At 71.8% G+C, this 15,652-nt stretch carries 14 protein-coding genes and 1 pseudogene; 5 read left to right on the top strand and 10 right to left on the bottom strand.

Annotation, left to right across the window (positions count from 1 at the left end; translation table 11 throughout):
• Window positions 1-19 precede the first annotated feature (19 nt).
• Together ABT137_RS45400 and rho are read right to left on the bottom strand one after the other, a co-directional pair.
• Window positions 20-865 (bottom strand): annotated as a pseudogene (locus tag ABT137_RS45400) (D-alanyl-D-alanine carboxypeptidase family protein); the annotation flags it as partial.
• Window positions 866-987: 122 nt separating this feature from the next.
• On the bottom strand, window positions 988-2,136 hold the full coding sequence (gene rho, locus ABT137_RS45395; RefSeq protein ID WP_351718611.1) for a transcription termination factor Rho: 1,149 nt from the start codon (window positions 2,134-2,136) through the stop codon (window positions 988-990).
• Window positions 2,137-2,565: 429 nt separating this feature from the next.
• On the opposite strand from rho, the gene ABT137_RS45390 reads away from it, so the two are divergent.
• The 5 genes from ABT137_RS45390 to ABT137_RS45370 all read left to right on the top strand — a co-directional run bounded on the left by ABT137_RS45390 (window position 2,566) and on the right by ABT137_RS45370 (window position 7,803).
• Window positions 2,566-3,819 (top strand): cytochrome P450 family protein, encoded by a 1,254-nt coding sequence (locus ABT137_RS45390; RefSeq protein WP_351718609.1) that lies wholly within the window; start codon window positions 2,566-2,568, stop codon window positions 3,817-3,819.
• 123 nt (window positions 3,820-3,942) lie between these two features.
• Window positions 3,943-4,713, top strand: a complete 771-nt coding sequence (locus ABT137_RS45385) for an SDR family NAD(P)-dependent oxidoreductase (RefSeq protein ID WP_351718607.1) — start codon at window positions 3,943-3,945, stop codon at window positions 4,711-4,713.
• A 6-nt stretch (window positions 4,714-4,719) separates the two neighbouring features.
• Window positions 4,720-5,187, top strand: coding sequence for a VOC family protein (locus ABT137_RS45380; protein WP_351718605.1), 468 nt, complete (start codon window positions 4,720-4,722; stop codon window positions 5,185-5,187).
• 13 nt (window positions 5,188-5,200) lie between these two features.
• Window positions 5,201-6,718 carry an MFS transporter gene (locus ABT137_RS45375; protein WP_351718603.1) on the top strand — a complete coding sequence of 506 codons (1,518 nt, stop codon included), beginning with the start codon at window positions 5,201-5,203 and terminating at the stop codon, window positions 6,716-6,718.
• Between the two features lie 164 nt (window positions 6,719-6,882).
• Window positions 6,883-7,803: a hypothetical protein gene (locus tag ABT137_RS45370; RefSeq protein ID WP_351718601.1), complete on the top strand. Its 921-nt coding sequence runs from the start codon at window positions 6,883-6,885 to the stop codon at window positions 7,801-7,803.
• Between the two features lie 3 nt (window positions 7,804-7,806).
• Here ABT137_RS45370 and ABT137_RS45365 read toward each other — a convergent pair whose 3' ends face one another.
• From ABT137_RS45365 to ABT137_RS45330, 8 genes are all read right to left on the bottom strand, one after another.
• Window positions 7,807-8,577, bottom strand: a complete 771-nt coding sequence (locus ABT137_RS45365) for an SDR family NAD(P)-dependent oxidoreductase (protein ID WP_351718599.1) — start codon at window positions 8,575-8,577, stop codon at window positions 7,807-7,809.
• Between the two features lie 54 nt (window positions 8,578-8,631).
• Entirely contained in the window at window positions 8,632-9,615 is a 984-nt protein-coding gene (locus tag ABT137_RS45360; RefSeq protein WP_351718597.1) for a LysR family transcriptional regulator, read from the bottom strand.
• A 184-nt stretch (window positions 9,616-9,799) separates the two neighbouring features.
• Window positions 9,800-10,756, bottom strand: coding sequence for a fumarylacetoacetate hydrolase family protein (locus tag ABT137_RS45355; protein WP_351718594.1), 957 nt, complete (start codon window positions 10,754-10,756; stop codon window positions 9,800-9,802).
• 6 nt (window positions 10,757-10,762) lie between these two features.
• Window positions 10,763-12,169, bottom strand: a complete 1,407-nt coding sequence (locus ABT137_RS45350; protein ID WP_351718592.1) for an FAD-binding oxidoreductase — start codon at window positions 12,167-12,169, stop codon at window positions 10,763-10,765.
• 8 nt (window positions 12,170-12,177) lie between these two features.
• Complete coding sequence (locus ABT137_RS45345) at window positions 12,178-13,014, bottom strand: cyclase family protein (protein WP_351718591.1); 837 nt, start codon at window positions 13,012-13,014, stop codon at window positions 12,178-12,180.
• Window positions 13,011-14,015: an amidohydrolase family protein gene (locus tag ABT137_RS45340; RefSeq protein WP_351718588.1), complete on the bottom strand. Its 1,005-nt coding sequence runs from the start codon at window positions 14,013-14,015 to the stop codon at window positions 13,011-13,013. Before ABT137_RS45340 ends, ABT137_RS45345 begins: the two co-directional genes overlap by 4 nt.
• Window positions 14,012-15,136 (bottom strand): FAD-dependent monooxygenase, encoded by a 1,125-nt coding sequence (locus ABT137_RS45335; RefSeq protein WP_351718586.1) that lies wholly within the window; start codon window positions 15,134-15,136, stop codon window positions 14,012-14,014. Before ABT137_RS45335 ends, ABT137_RS45340 begins: the two co-directional genes overlap by 4 nt.
• A gap of 49 nt (window positions 15,137-15,185) precedes the next feature.
• Window positions 15,186-15,491, bottom strand: a complete 306-nt coding sequence (locus tag ABT137_RS45330) for an antibiotic biosynthesis monooxygenase family protein (RefSeq protein WP_351718584.1) — start codon at window positions 15,489-15,491, stop codon at window positions 15,186-15,188.
• Window positions 15,492-15,652 lie beyond the last annotated feature (161 nt).

Below are 15,652 nucleotides of genomic sequence, written 5' to 3'. Positions count from 1 at the left end.
GGGCGGCGGCGACGAGGGTGTTGCCGGCGTTGGTGGTGTAGCCGTTCTTGATCCCGATCAGGCCGGGGTACCGTCCCACACCGTCCTCGCCGGTCAGCAGCCGGTTGGTGTTCTCGATGCCGAACGACCAGCCGGCCCCGTCGGGGAAGCGGGCCTCGGCGGTGGAGCAGTACCGCGCGAAGTCGGGGTTGCGCAGCCCCTCCCGGCCGAACACCGCCAGGTCGAACGCGGAGGAGACCTGCCCCGGCGCGTCGTAGCCGTCGGGGGACTTGACCTGGGTGTCGAGGGCGCCCAGGGCGCGGGCGTTGGCCTGCATCCGGGCGGCGGTGCGCTCCCAGCCCCCGTCGAGCGCGGCGAGGACGTGCACGGCGTCGTTTCCGGAGCTGAGGAAGACCCCGCGCCACAGGTCGGACACCCGGTAGGTGTGGCCTTCCTCGACGCCGACCAGGCTGCTGCCCTCGGGGACGTCCGCGAGTTCCGCGGGCGTCACCCGGTGCTGGAGGTCCGCCGGCAGGACGGGCAGCACGGTGAGCGCGAACAGGGTCTTGAGGGTGCTGGCCGGTGGCAGCCGGCGGTGTGCGTGGCTGGCCGCCAGCACCTGGCCGGTGTCCGCGTCGGCGACCAGCCAGGAGAGTGCGGAGAGGTCCGGGAGCTCCGGCGCACCGGGGTGCGGCCGCAGCTGCGTGCCGGAGTGGTAGAGCAACGACGGTCCGGGCACCACCGCCCTCGGGGGCGGGGCCGGGTCGAGCGCCGCGGTGCCGGCGACGGCCGCGCCGGGCGCCAGCGCCAGCAGGCCCGCCAGGCAGACGGAGCAGGTCGTCACCGCCGCTCGCCGAGGGAATCGGTCAGAGAATCCGATCGTCATATGATCAACGTAGGAATGGGGGCGGTGTCCAGCGCGCTGCCAGGGCCGGTCGGACGCCGTGAGCAACCCGGATGCCGCACGCCCGGCCCCGCTGTGGGCCTGCCGGGAAGGGCGCCCCGGGCTCAGCCCGCAGGCAGGGTCGGCTGCACGCGCCGCAGGAAGGTCGCGTTGTCCGGGGTCTCCCGCAGCCGCTCCAGAAGCGTCTCCAGGCCGCTCGGGGTGCCTTCCCGGCTCTGCAGGGCCCGGCGCAGTCCGCGTACGGCGGTCAACTCGGCCGGGGTGAGCAGGAGTTCCTCGCGGCGGGTGCCGGACGGGGCGATGTCCAGGGCCGGGAAGACCCGCCGGGAGGCCAGCTCGCGGTCCAGGCGCAGCTCCATGTTGCCGGTGCTCTTCAGCTCCTCGAAGAAGTAGCCGTCGGCCCGGGAACCGGTGTCCACCAGGGCGGTGGCGAGGATGGTGAGCGAGCCGCCCTCCTCGGCCTTGCGGGCGGCGCCGAAGAACCGCTTCGGGCCGAGCAGCGCGCCGGCGTCGACACCGCCGCTGAGGGTACGGCCGTTGGAGGCGGCCGCGTTGTTGTGGGCCCGGCACAGCCGGGTCAGGGAGTCAAGGAGGATGACGACGTCCTGGCCGTCCTCGACGAGCCGCTTGGCGCGCTCGACGACGAGTTCGGCGAGGGCGATGTGCTCCTTGGCGGGCCGGTCGAAGGTGGAGGCGTACACCTCGCCGCGCACCGAGCGCCGCATGTCGGTGACTTCCTCCGGGCGCTCGTCGAGGAGCAACACCATGAGGTGGCACTCCGGGTGGTTGCCGGCGACGGCGGCCGCGAACTGCTGGAGCAGCACGGTCTTGCCGGTCTTCGGCGGGGCCACGATCAGCCCGCGCTGCCCCTTGCCGACGGGCGCGAACAGGTCGGTGACCCGTCCGGCGAGCCCGGCGGCGGGGTGTTCGAGGCGGATCCGCTCGTGCGGGTGCAGCGGGGTCAGGTCGCGGAAGTGCCGGCGACCGCGCAGCTCCTCGGGCGTACGGCCGTTGACGCGCGTGATCTCGGTCAGGGTGCGCCGGTCGCCGCGGACGCCCTCGACGAGGTCGCCCTTGCGCAGGCCGTGACGGCGGATCAGCGCCGGGGAGACCTGCGGGTCGGCGGGGGAGGGCAGGCAGCTCGGGGCCCGCAGCTGCCCCTTCCCGCCCGCGTCGATGTCGAGGACACCGGTGACGGGCCGGGTGGCCGGCCCGTCCTGCTGCTGTACAGGGGGTTCGAGTGTGGTGGTCATGAGAGGTGGTCCTTTCGAGGACGGAAGACATGAGTGAAGGGGGGAGTGGGCCGCGAGCGGGAGGGCATGTGCGCAGGCCTCCGTGCGGCGGGAACGGCACCTCGGGAACGGCGGAAAGACCCTGGTCACGAGGTGGTGCTGAGAAGCCGGCGGGCCGGTCGGGAAACGACGGGCGACACGGCTGAAGGAGTGGAACCGGCACTCGGCGCCCGATGGAGGGGCGCTCACACGTGCTGATCGCACTATACCCGGGGTTCCGCGATCGTCAACATGGCACCGGTCACCGATATTCCCGCCCCGGTGCCGACCGTGGCATCGGTAGCCGCGTCCCGGTGCCGGACGTGACTGGCCGGGAAGTACCCCTTCCCAGGGGCCCGCCGGCGCCTACGATCGGCCGTGTCCGCGTCGTACCGCTGTCAGGAGCCCCTGGTGGAGACCTCGTCCGTGCCGCACCGTCCGGACCCCGCCGGCGGCTGCCCGCACGCCGACAACGCCAGGCTGCTGGCGCGCGGTGCGGTGGCCCCGGTCGTGCTGCCCGGTGGCGTCGAGGGCATGGCCGTGCTGGGGCACGAGGCGCTCAGGGAGTTCCTCCAGCATCCCGAAGTCGCCAAGGACGCACGGCACTTCACGCAGCTGCGGGAAGGCCGCGTCCCCGCGGGCTGGCCGCTGCTGACCTTCGCCACCGTGCGGGGCATGACCACCGCCGACGGCGCCGACCACCGCAGGCTGCGCGGACTGGTCAGCCGGGCCTTCACCCCGCGCCGGGTCGAGGAACTCCGGCCCCGGATCGAGGAGTTGACCGGCGTACTGCTCGACGACCTGGAGCGGGCCGCGGCCGACGGCGACGGTGTCGCCGATCTGCGCCGGCACTTCGCGCTGCCGCTGCCCATGGGCGTGATCGGTGAACTCCTCGGTGTGGACGCCGAGTTCCGCGACCGGCTGCACCAGCTGACCAACCAGGTCGTGGCCACCGACATCGGACCGGCCGAGGCCGTCGCCGCCAACCGGGAGCTGGTCGCGGTCCTCGCCGCCGTCGCCGCCGCCCGCGCCGAACACCCCGGCGACGACCTCACCAGCGCCCTGATCGCCGCCCGTGACGAGGACGGCGACCGGCTCGGCCAGGAGGAGCTGATCGGCACCCTGGTCCTGATGATCATCGCCGGGCACGAGACCACCCTCAACCTGATCACCAACGCGGTGCGTGCCCTGTGCGGCCACCGCGACCAGCTCGAACTCGTCCGCAAGGGCGACGCGAGCTGGATGGACGTGGTGGAGGAGACGCTGCGCTGGGACGCGCCGGTCAGCTACTTCCCGTTCCGCTATCCGGTGCGGGACCTCACCGTCGACGGGACGGTGATCCCCGCGGGCACGCCGGTGCTGGCCGGCTACTCCGCCGCCGGACGCGACCCGGCCGCGCACGGCCCGGACGCCGACCGGTTCGACGTCACCCGGCCCAGCCGCCCCGACGCCGTCCGCCACCTCTCCCTCGGCCACGGCGCCCACTACTGCCTGGGCGCCCCGCTGGCCCGCCTGGAGGCCACGGTCGCCCTGGAACGGCTCTTCGACCGCTTCCCGGCCCTGGACCTCGCCGTCCCCGAGGACGGCCTCGCCCGGCAGGCCAGCTTCGTCGGCAACAGCGTGCGCGTCCTGCCGGTACGGCTGCGCCCGCGGCCCGTCGGCTGAGGCGCATACCAGCCATACGAACCCCCGATGGCGTTTCGCTGACGCATTTCTTGTTCTGGCCATAGGCCCTACCTACGCTGCCACCACCGCACTTCGGCGGCATGGACAAGGGACTTGGCAATCATGGGTCGACTGGCCGGAAAAATCGCTTTCATCAGTGGAACGGGGGCTGGAATCGGCCGGGCCGCGGCACAGGTGTTCGCGGCGGAGGGTGCCACCGTATTCGGCTGCGACATCGACGAGAAGAGCGCCGCGGAAACCGTGGAACTCGTCGAGAAGGCCGGTGGTGTCATGCGTTCCCTGGCGCCGGTCGACCTTTCCACCGAGGCCGGCGCGCGGGAGTGGATCGAGGCCGGGATCGCGGAATTCGGCGCCATCGACATCCTCTACAACAACGCCTCCGCCCTGCGGAACGGTCCCTTCGAGACGATGCCCGCCGAAGACTGGTACTTCACCATCAGGAACGAGCTGGACATCCCCTACTTCTGCACGCAGGCGGCCTGGCCGCACCTGATCGCACGCGGCGGCGGGGCTGTCCTGAACGTCGCCTCCGTGGCCGCCGTGCGCGGCGCGCCGTTCATGCCGATGGTGCCGCACGGCGCCGCCAAGGGCGGGGTCCTCGCGATGAGCAAGCACCTGTGCGCGGCCGGCGCCCCGCACCACATCCGCGTCAACACCGTCGCCCCCGGCATGACCCGCACCGCGGCCACCGCGCCCTTCCTCGACGACCCGAACGGCCCGAAGGCCCAGCTGGAGGCGCGGATCCCGGTCGGCCGGGTCGGTCAGCCCGAGGACATCGCCCGCGCGGCGGCCTTCCTCTGCTCCGACGAGGCCGCCTTCGTCAACGGCGCCAACCTCATGGTCGACGGCGGCGACAGCGCGATGGCGGGCTGAACGCGGATGCACGCACGACTCGACCACGTGGGCGTCAACGTACGCGACCTGACCGCTCAACTCGACTGGTACAAAACGGCCTTCGGCCTGAAGACCGTCTTCGAGTTCCGTCTCGACGGCCCCGGACTGACCGGTGTCGTCCTGGAACACCCGCACGGCTGGCGGCTCGAACTGCTCGCCAGGCCCGGATCCGAGCCCGGCCTCAGGGCACCGGACCCGATGACCGCCGTCCTCACCGAGGGGTACGGGCACTTCGCGGTCACCACCCCCGAACTCGACCCCGTGTACGCCGCGTTGACGGCCCTCGGGGCGGGCGAGGTCCTCGCCCCCGGCCCGTCCCCCGAAGCGGGAGTGCGGATGGCCTGGGTCAAGGACCCCGAGGGAAATCTCATCGAACTCATAGAACGCGGCGAAGTCGGCGAGCACGGCGAACTCGCCGAAGTCGAAGAGCGCGGCACCACCGTTAACCCGTGAGATGGAGTAGGGAATGACCAACGCTGTGAAGAAACTGGACGTGGGCACGCTCATAGCCTGTTGTCTGGCAGTTGCCGCCGCGCAGCTGTGCATTACCGTCCCCTCGCCCATCAACGGGGAAATCCAGAGCGCATTCGGCGCCTCGGGGTCGCAGGTCGCCTGGGTCACCTCGGCGTTCATTCTGCCCACCGCGATTCTGGAACTGAATTTCGGTGTGGTGGGCGACCTGTTCGGCCGTAAGCGGCTGCTGGTCCTCGGCGGATTCGTGCTGGCGATCGGTGAACTCCTCAACGCCACCTCCCAGAACATCACCATGCTCTGGATCGGCCAGGCCCTCGCCGGCGTCGGCGCCGCCGCGCTCTTCCCCAGCTCCCTCGCCGTCATCGCGGCCGCGACGCCCGAGGAGAAGGACCGCGCCAAGGCGGTCTCCACCTGGGCACTGAGCATCTCCCTCGCCTCCGCCGTGGGCCCGCTCTCCTCCGGCATCCTGGCCACGGTCGCCGACTTCCGCTGGGCGTTCGTGCCCCCGGTCGTCCTCGGCATCGCGGTCGGCATCTCCTGCTGGGCGCTGGTCACCGACTCCAAGGCGCCCGAGGGCCGCGCCCTCGACTGGCCCGGCCAGATCAGCATCGCCGTCGGCCTCACCGCCCTGCTGTGGGGCATCATCGAGGGCGGCGACCGGGGCTGGAGCAGCCCCTCCATCGTCTTCGCGCTGGCCCTCGCAGCCGTTGCCCTGGTCGGCTTCGTGACGGCGGAGCGGCGCGCCACCTCCCCGATGTTCAACCTGGAGCTGCTGAGGATCCCGTCGTTCGCGGCGGCCGCGGTGGTCGCGCTGACCGGCATGTTCGGGTTCATCGGCACCGCCTACTGCGTCTCCATCCGGCTCGGCGCGGTGATGCATCTCAGCGCCCTGCGGGCCGGCATGCCGTTCGTCATCCTCCAGCTGATCCCGCTGCTCCTCGCGCCGGTGCTCAGCAAGATGCTCACCCGCGTCGAGCCGCGCTGGCTGCTGATGGGCGGCCTGCTGCCGATGGCCGCCGGCCAGTTCTGGATCGCCGCGCTGCCCATCACCACCACCTCCCTGGCGGCCTTCATCGGCCCGGTGCTGCTGCTCGGCATCGGCTTCATCTGCGTGGTCTCCTCGCTGACCTCGGCCGCCGTCAACGCGGTGCCGATCGAGATGACCGGCATGGCGAGCGGCGCCACCAGCCTGGTCCGCGAGTTCGGTCAGGGCCTCGGCCCGGCCGTGATCAGCACCATCGCGATGAGCGCCGCCTCCTCCGCACTGGTCGGCAAGCTGTCCGGAGCCGACGCCGGCATGGAGGCCGCGGCCGGACCGCTCGCGGTGGTCAACGCGGGCAGCGACAGCGCCAGGGCCGCCGCGCAGGACGCCCTCGCGCACGGCATGGCCCTCGGCGTGGTGATCTGCGGCTGCGCCTCGCTGCTCGGCGCGCTGGTCACCCTGCTGCTGGTCCGCAGGAACACCGCACGAGCGACGGCCCAGGCGCCGGTGCAGCCGGCATCCGCCTGACCGCCGACGTACCGAGAAGGCCGGGGCCGCTGCCCCGGCCTTCTCGGCGTGCCGCCCAACTGGCCTGTAACAAGCGGGGCTTGGCCGGTAGCAGATGTCCCCGGACCATAACGATCCCGGTCCTGACGGGGACTTGACGTCCGGTTATGCCGTATCTTCACGACATGTCCACGCCACCGCAGCAGCCGCCGTCCTCTCCGCAGCAGCCGCCGTCGTCGTCGGCCCCGCAGCAGTCCTCGCCGCCTCCGCAGCAGCCGGACCAGCCCCCGGCGATACCGCCGCAGCCCCAGCCGACCGCGTACCCGTACCCGAGCCCGCAGTCGCCGCCCCCGCAGAACCCCTACACCCAGCCCACCGTCGTCGGCCAGCCCGCCCCGCCGCAGCAGGCCAACCCCTATGCCGTGCAGCCCGGTTACGGCTACCCGCCGCCGGCCGCACCGCCGGCGACCGGCGGCAACGCGGCCGGAAGAGCAGTGCTGTGGGCCGTCGTGGGCGCGGTGGTCGCCTCCGCGGGCTGGGCGGCCGGACTCTTCCTGACCGGAGGCTTCGGGCACAGCGCGGACCTGCGCGGCTACCGGGCGCCCGCGAACCTCTGCTCCAGCGCGGACTACTCGTCGTTCAAGGACGAGTACCCCGTGGACGACTCGTCCCCGACGAAGAACGTGATGAAGGACCCCGCGCTGGACCAGAGTTACTGCAGTCTCAGTCTCAGGAAGACCAGCTCCAGCTACGGGGACGCCTACCTCTCCCTGGAGGTCGACCTGCACAAGAAGACCGACCCGGCACCGGAGTTCACGGCCACCTGGAAGAACTACGGCGACAGCCACAGCGACTACGACGTGACGCCGGTCCAGGGCATCGGCGACGAGGCCTACCTGGTCACCCAGGACACCAGCAACGGCTCCACCACCAGCGGCTCGCGGTACGCCACGCTCGCGGTGCGGGACGGCTGGATGACGTTCACCATGTACTACAGCGCGTACTTCTCCTCGTACGACAGCGACACCGACCCGCCGACCCTCGACGACGTGACCGGCTGGCTGAAGACCGACACCAAGTCCACGCTGGAACAGCTCAAGGACTGACGCTCAGGCCTGGTCGAGGGCGTCGGTGATCGCCTTCACCGGGCCGTGCGCCGCGTAGCCGCCGTCCACGGTGATCTCCGCGCCGTTGACGTACGAGGCCTCGTCGGAGAGGAGATAGACGACCAGCGGCGCCACCTCGTCGACCGTGCCCGGACGGCCCTGCGGCGTCATGGCGAGGTGGGCGGCGACGAACACGGGGTTGGCGGTGGCCATCAGCGGGGTCTCGATGAACCCGGGGTGGATGATGTTCGCCCGGATGCCGCGCGGGGCCAGCTCCAGGGCCGCCACCTTGGACAGGCCCCGCAGCGCCCACTTGCTGGTCGTGTACGCCACCGCGTGATGCGCGGTGAGCCCGGCGACCGAACCGACGTTCACGATCGAGGAACCGGCCGGCATCAACGGGGCGAGGGCCTGGATGCCGAGCAGCGCGCCGGTGGTGTTCACGGCGAACGCCCGGTTCCAGTCGGCGAGCTCGACGTGCCCGAGCCGGGCCCGCATCGGGATGCCCGCGTTGTTCACCAGGCCGTGCACGGTGTCCAGGGAGGCCGCCAGGGCCGCCCAGTCGTCCGGCGAGGTCACGTCCAGGTGGACGTACCGGACGTCCAGGCCGTCGGCGCGCAGGGACGCGGCGAGCTTCTCCCCGGCCTCGTCGAGCACGTCGGTCGCGACCACCGTCGCGCCCTCCCGGGCGGCCGCGGCCGCCTCCGCGGCCCCCTGTCCCTGTGCGGCTCCGGTGACGACGACGGTACGGCCCGCCAGGCGCGTGCGGCTCACGGCTTCCACGGTGTTTCCTCCCAGGGGGCGTGCGGAGATGTCCTCCCGTCCACGCTAGGAAGCCGCGGACAGCTCCGGAAACGCGCTCTCGGGATGGGTGGCATCCGCCTCGGCGATCTCCGGCGGTGCCTCCTCGCCCAGCGCCGCCCCGACCCTGCGGACCGTGTCCCGCAGCCACCGGTGCGCCGGGTCCGCGTGCCGGTTGTGATGCCAGTACATGGCCTCCACCAGCGGCACGTCCGGGAACGGCGCCGGTACGACCGCACAGCGCGCGAAGCCCTCGTAGCGGCGGGCCAGCCGCTCCGGGACCATGGCCACCAGGTCCGTGCCGCTCACCAGGAACGGCAGCACGCTGAAGCCGGGGGTGCTGACCTGCACCTTCGGGGTGATCCCGAGGGTCTCCAGCTGGCGCTCGGCGGGCGTGTGGCTCTTGCCGATGGCGCAGGCCGCGTGCGGCATCTCCGCGAGGTCCCGGAGGGTGAGCCGGCCCTCCACCAGGCGCGGGTTGCCCGGGTCGACGATGCACACGAACCGGTCGTGCATCACGGCCTCGCTGACCCCGGGGAGCTGGTAGCCGAGCGGCACGATCATCAGGTCGTGGCAGCGCAGATGCGTCTCCGTCTCCAGCTGCCCGTCGACGATCGGGTGGAAGTCGATCCGCACGCCCGGCGCCTCGGCCGCGATGACCCGCAGCAGCGGCTCCACGAACACCGTCATCACGTAGTCCGACATGACCACGGAGAATCGCTGGCGGCTGCGGGCCGGGTCGAAGTGCCGGGTCAGCGACAGCGCCTCCTCGGCCTTCTGCAGCGAGCCCTGGACGACCGGCAGCAACCGCTCCGCGAGCGGCGTCAGCTCGTACTCGCGGCCCACCCGGATCAGCAGCTCGTCGTTGAAGTGCCGGCGCAGCCGGGCCAGCGAGCCGCTCATCGCGGACTGGCTGGTGGACAACCGTACACCGGCGTGGGTGACGTTCTTCTCCTCCAGGAGCGCTTCCAGTGCCACCAGAAGATTGAGATCGATCGCTCCGAGACCCACGAGTGTCCCCTTCCGGCCGGCCACGTCCTTGAAGCTTCGGTGAAACGTGAGGTTAACCAGCGGACGGCCGTCGAGGAAGGGGGTCTGGGCGACTCTCAGGAAGATGCGATGCCAGGCATCCCGTCGCCGGATACCCGCAGGTGGGAGGCCTGAGCGTACCACAGGCCCCCCACAGCTTCGGGTGCTAGGGCCGCGGCGTGCGGCCCCTCTTGCGGGCCCGCGGAAGGTACGCGTCCGCCCGCCCGGGCACGATCCGGTTGGACACCGTGCCCAGCCCCTCCACGGTCAGCGTCACCTCGTCGCCGGGCCGCAGCGGGGGCGGAGTGCGTTCCCCGAGCCGCCCCCAGAACTCGGCCAGCGCGCCCCAGCCGCAGGTGCCCGAGCCGAGGATGTCACCGGGCCGCACCCAGGCGTCCCGGCTGGCGTAGGCGATCATCTCGTCGAAGGTCCAGGAGACGTTGGCGAGGGTGTCCCGGCCGATCAGCTCGCCGTTCAGGGTGACCGTCATCTCCAGGTCCAGGAAGCCGTCCGGATCCCGGCGGTCCTCGACCTCGTCGGCGGTGACCAGGTAGGGGCCGAGCGTGTTGGCGAAGTCCTTGCCTTTGGAGAAGCCCAGGCCGAGGTTCTTCTCCGGCTTCTGCAGATCACGGGCCGACCAGTCGTTGAAGACCAGGTAGCCGATGATGTGGTCCTTCGCCTGCTCGGGGGTGAGGTCCCGGCCGCTGCGGCCGATGACGGCGCCGACCTCCAGCTCGAAGTCCAGCACCGAGCAGCCCGCCGGGACCGGCACGTCGTCGCGGGCGCCGTAGGCGGCATGCGGGTTGGTGAAGTAGAAGTTCGGCGCCCGGTACCACTCCTCCGGGACGTGCTCCAGACCGTCCAGCGACTTCGACACGCCCTCGATGTGCGCCTCGAACCCGACGAAGTCCCGGATGGACGGCGGCTTCAGCGGCGGCAGCAACCGCACCTGATCCACCGTCAACTCGCCCGGGGTGTCCAGAGCTTCGATCCCGGCTGCGTACAGCACGCCCGCCTCGACCAGCGTCAGGACGCTCACCCCGTCGGGCAGTGGGTGGATCACCCCGTCCCGCACCACACCGGCGCGCTCCTCGCCGTCGTGCTCGTATGTCGCGAAACGCATCGCTGCTCACTGCTCCCAGTGGTTGGTGTTGGTGACGGTCCCGGCGCTCAGATGGCCGGCGAACACGCCCTTGGGGTCACGGGCGGCGCGGATCTCGTTCAGCCGCCGCCACTGCTCGTCACCCATGAACCTCAGCTGCCGCACCGTGAAGTCGGAGTCACCGAGGTACTGGCCCGCGGTCACGGGCTGCATCGCCGCCATCGCCTCGTCGAGCCAGCCGCGCAGCTCCGTGTCCCGCGCGGGGTCGTCGTACACGACATAACTGGCGCAGTAGATCTCCGACTGCAACGAGAAGGCCATGTCGGGGAGTTGGCGCAGCGGCGCCATGGAGAACCAGATGGTGAAGGTCTGCCGGGTCGGGTGCTCGGTGAACGCCTTGCGGATCGCCGGGACGACCTCCTCGGCGCTGCCGGACAGCCAGGCGTTGTCGACGACGTAGCGGTGGCCTTCGGGGTTGGCCGTGCGCTGGCCCGTCAACTGCTCGGCGATGGTGGTGGGTTGTGCCTCGATTCGGAACAGGGCCTGGTCCGCGTACGGATTGGCGTGCAGCGGCGCGAGTGCCTCGGCCGCCTCCTCCGGGCTGTCCGTCATCGAGACACCCGTGACCAGCAGCACCGGTCCGTCGAGGTCGGGCGGGGTCTGGGTGAGGGCGACGATCTCGACCAGGTCGGAGACCGTGTGATGGGTGTCGTGCAGCCAGGTCATGACCTCGTCGAAGAGGTCGAGCGGGTAGGCGTGCACGGTGTGCGCGAGATGCCGGGGAAGGGGGCGGGTGCGCAGGTGGAAGCGGGTGACGACGCCGAAGAAGCCGGGACCCGCCCCGCGTGCCGCCCAGAACAGGTCGCTGTTCTCGCTCTCGTCGGCCCGCACCAGCTCGCCGTCGGCCGTGACGACGTCGATCGCCACGATGCTCTCGGCCGCCCACCCCCAGCCGCGCGCGTTCCAGCCCTGCCCGCCCTGGAGCAGAAAGCCGCCGATGCCGACGGACGGACAGTGCCCGCCGTTGAAGAAGCGCCCGAACTCCCCGAGATACGGGTTGAGTTCGTCGCCGCCCTTGACGCTGGGCGTGGCCGTCACGATCCCGGTCGTCTCGTCGTACGCCATCTCGCGGAAGCCGCCGAGGTCGATCAGCAGCGCGTCCCGGCGCACCGACCAGGCGGCCCAGCTGTGCCCGCCGGAGCGGACCGCGACCTGCCAGCCGCGCTCCAGGGCGAGCCGTACACCCTCGAGGACATCCTGTTCGGTGACCGCCCTCAGTACGGCGGCGGGGATGCGGTCGGCGGGGCGGCGGGCGTTGAAGACCCTGCCGTGGACGGCCTCCTCGAAGTCCTCGTCACCTGGGAGGTGGAGGGTGCCGGAGAAACGGTTCTCGTTCGGGGGTTCGGGGGTCGTCCCCCGATTGATTGCAGACACGGGGCGGCTCACTTGACTGCGATGGGGTTGACGGGGGAACCGGCCGCGCCGGTCACCGGCAAGGGTGCCGCGACCAGCAGGAACTCGTAGACACCGTCGGCCGCGCAGTCCTCCGCAAGGGTCTCCAGGTCCCACATCTCGCCCAGCGGCAGGCCCATGTGGGGGACGGCGATCCGGTGCAGCGGCGACGACACCGGCTCGGTGAACTCGGGCGGCCGTACTTCGAGGCCCCACGTGTCGGTGGCGATGGCCGCGATCTCCGTGTGGTGCAGCCAGCCGAGGGTGGTGAAGGACAGGCCGGGTGCGTCACCGGCCGCGTACCCGTCCCACGCGCCGAGCCGCCGTACCCGGCCGAGCTGTCCGGTGCGGACGAGAACGATGTCGCCCCGGCGCACACTGGAGGTGGCACCCTGGGCCTCGACGGTGTCCCGCAGGTGTTCCTCCAGGACGGGGAAGCCGTCGGGGAGTTCACCCCGCGCGTCGCCGACCGCCCGGCCGACGTCGAGCAGCACCCCGCGGCCGGTGCAGGCGCCGCGCAGGTCGCCGATGCCGGTCACGGAGTCACCGTCGTCGGTGGTGGCGCGCGAACTGCCGTGCCAGGCCCGCCCGGTGTCGTGGCTGCGGCCCAACCCGTGCCACCGGGTGGCGGCTCGGGGGCGGTACTCGTCGATCCCCTGGGCCAGCGAGAACGAGCGGCCGCGCCGGACCAGACTCGCGGCGTGCGCGCGGATCGCGTCGTCGACGAAGTTGAGCGTGCCCAGCGCGTCCTCGTCGCCCCAGCGGCCCCGATCGCGGTAGGCGGCACGGGCTTTGGCCAGCTCTTCCTCGACGGGCCCCAGGATCATCGGACGTTTCCTTTCAGCAGCAGGTCCAGCGCGTTGCCCCCGGCGATCGCGTCCCGCTCGGCCGGGTCGAGGCCGGCCGCGTCCAGGCGGGCCACCGGGTCGGTCACGCCCATGTCGAAGGGGTGGTCGGTACCGAGCACCACCCGGTCCGCGCCCACCTCCTCGACCAGATGGCGCAGCGCGCGAGGCGTGTAGACGAGGGCGTCGAACCACATCCGCCGCAGATAGGAGCTGGGCGGCTCGGCGCAGCCGCGTGCGTCCGGCCGTACCCGCCAGGCGTGGTCGGAGCGGCCGATGTACGTCGGCAGATAGCCGCCGCCGTGCGCGGCCACCAGCTTCAGACGCGGGAAGCGGTCCAGGACCCCGGTGAAGATCAGGTGGGAGAGCGCGACCGTGGTCTCGGTGGGCTGGCCGACCGTGTTGCCGAGGTAGTTCGAGGCGAGCCGTTCGCCGAGCGAGCAGCCCCAGGGGTGGACGAAGACGACCGCGCCCAGCTCTTCGGCCTTCAGCCAGACGTCGTCGTGCGCGGGGTCGGCCAGCTCCCGGCCCTCGACGGTGGTGGAGACGCTGACGCCGTACAGGCCCAGCTCGGTGACCGCCTTGTCCAGCAGGGCGACCGCGAGGTCCGGGTGCTGGAGCGGTACCGTGCCGAGGCCGTACAGCCGGCCGGGCGCGGCGGCGCAGTGTGCGGCCACCGCCTCGTTGACGGTACGGGCCAACTGCACCGCGAGGCCGGGGCGGGCCCAGTAGTGGTGCATGGGCATCGGGCCGACCACCTGAAGGTCGACGCCCATCGCGTCGAGGTCGGCGAGCCGCATGTCCACGTCCGTCAACTTCCCCGCCAGGCGCTGGAGTTGAGCTCGGTTGGCGGTCAGTGACTCGGGGGAATGGGCGCGCTGCTCGGCGGCCAGCTCGGCCGCGAAGCCTTCGGTGCCGGCCACCAGGGCGTCGGCTTCGGGGACCGCGAGATGGCCGTGGAAGTCGACGACGGGCGTGCTCATGCGGCCACCGTCAGGGAAGCGAGGGTCTCCGACATGATCCGGGCCGGGTCGGCGCCCGGCGTGTCCGGGTGGATCTCCCACTCGGCGAGCCGGAGGGAGTTGTCCAGCACCATGCGGACGCGGGGCAGCCGCCGGGCCATGAACCGTTCCAGCGCCCTGTCCACCGGCTCGTCGGCGGTGACCAGCTCGGCCAGCAGCACCGCGTCCTCCATGCACATCGCGGCACCCTGCGCGATCAGTGGCGGGCAGGCGTGCGCGGCGTCGCCGATCACCATGGCCCGGCCCCGGTGCCAGTCCTCGTCGACCAGCACCGCCTCGATCCAGCGGTAGTCCACCGCCGTGTCGTCCGGCAGCGCGGCGAGGACCTTCCCCCAGGTGCCGCCGTACCCGGCGCCGCGCTCGCGCAGCAGGTCCAGCGAGGCCCGTGGGCCGATCAGGGAGGCGTCCAGGTTCTCGTCGAGGAGGTAGGCGTAGCACTGGTCGTCGGAGATCGGGCTGTAGCCGGCCTTGTAGCGCGGACCGCCGTAGTACACCTCGGCACAGTCCATCTCGGCGGGGCGCCGGGCCACCACCCGGAAGATCGACATGCCGACGGGGCGCGGCTTCGCCGAGATCCCGATGAGCGCGCGCATCGCCGAGTTGATGCCGTCCGCGCCGACCACCAGGTCGTAGCGGCCGGTGGAGCCGTCGGTGAACGTCACGTCCACATGGCCGGCGGACCGGTCGAGGCCGCGCACGCTCAGGCCCAGGCGGACCGTGACGGCGTGCGCGTACACCGCGTCGCACAGCGCGTTCTGCAGGTCGGAGCGGAGCGCGCCCGCCGTGGACGGCAGGTCCGCGCCACCGGTGTGCGGGGTCTCCAGCTCGGTGATCAGACCGCCGTCCGCCCGGCGCAGCCGCATCAGGTCGAACGGCACCGCACGGGTCAGCACCCGGTCCAGCACGCCGACCGAACGCAGCGCCTTGAGCGCGTTGCCCTGGATGGTGATGCCATGGCCCACCCCGAACCACTGGGGCGAGACCTCGACGAGCTCCACCTCGACCCCGCGCTGGGCGAGGGCGAGACACAGCACGCTTCCGGTGATGCCGCCGCCGACGACGAGCACCTTGTTCACGGGCATGGGCGATCCTTGCGAAAGTAGAAAGACAGGTGGTGGGGGTCAGCAGCTTTCAGCCGGTGAAGCGGGGGCCCAGCTCGCGGTAGTGCTCGACGGCCGGCGGCGCGGCGAAGAACGGGCCGACCAGGGCCCGCCAGCGCGCGAACCGCTCCGACTCCCGGAAGCCGACCGTGTGCGCCTCGACCGACTCCCAGCCGACGAGCAGCAGGAACGTCCGCGGCCGCTCCTCGCCACGCAGCAGCTCGGCCCAGCGGAACCCGTCCGCCTCGGCGAGCACCTCGCGGGCCTTGCCGAAGACCTCCTCGAATTCCGCTTCCCGGCCGTCCTCGACGGTCAGCTCGGCGTGCTCGACTACCACGGTGCGCTCCTCGGTTCGGGGTGGCATCGAGCCTGATCGGCGGTAGGTGCAGGGTCAACGGATCGAGGCATCGACAAGGGGGACGTCATCCATCCCCGACGGCGATGGCGGTCCCACGCGGCGCGGCCGCACATCGATGCAGGCCGCAGCCACGCATCGAG

Origin of the sequence: Streptomyces sp. NPDC001980, assembly GCF_040296885.1 — a bacterium.
GTDB lineage: Bacteria > Actinomycetota > Actinomycetes > Streptomycetales > Streptomycetaceae > Streptomyces.
This window is presented reverse-complemented; position numbering and strand designations above follow the sequence as displayed.

Excerpts from the sequence above, each read along its gene's own strand:
- rho (WP_351718611.1), bottom strand. The coding sequence starts at position 2,136 with ATGACCACCACACTCGAACCCCCTGTACAGCAGCAGGACGGGCCGGCC.
- ABT137_RS45385 (WP_351718607.1), top strand. The coding sequence starts at position 3,943 with ATGGGTCGACTGGCCGGAAAAATCGCTTTCATCAGTGGAACGGGGGCT.
- ABT137_RS45380 (WP_351718605.1), top strand. The coding sequence starts at position 4,720 with ATGCACGCACGACTCGACCACGTGGGCGTCAACGTACGCGACCTGACC.
- ABT137_RS45375 (WP_351718603.1), top strand. The coding sequence starts at position 5,201 with ATGACCAACGCTGTGAAGAAACTGGACGTGGGCACGCTCATAGCCTGT.
- ABT137_RS45370 (WP_351718601.1), top strand. The coding sequence starts at position 6,883 with ATGTCCACGCCACCGCAGCAGCCGCCGTCCTCTCCGCAGCAGCCGCCG.
- ABT137_RS45355 (WP_351718594.1), bottom strand. The coding sequence starts at position 10,756 with ATGCGTTTCGCGACATACGAGCACGACGGCGAGGAGCGCGCCGGTGTG.
- ABT137_RS45345 (WP_351718591.1), bottom strand. The coding sequence starts at position 13,014 with ATGATCCTGGGGCCCGTCGAGGAAGAGCTGGCCAAAGCCCGTGCCGCC.
- ABT137_RS45340 (WP_351718588.1), bottom strand. The coding sequence starts at position 14,015 with ATGAGCACGCCCGTCGTCGACTTCCACGGCCATCTCGCGGTCCCCGAA.
- ABT137_RS45335 (WP_351718586.1), bottom strand. The coding sequence starts at position 15,136 with ATGCCCGTGAACAAGGTGCTCGTCGTCGGCGGCGGCATCACCGGAAGC.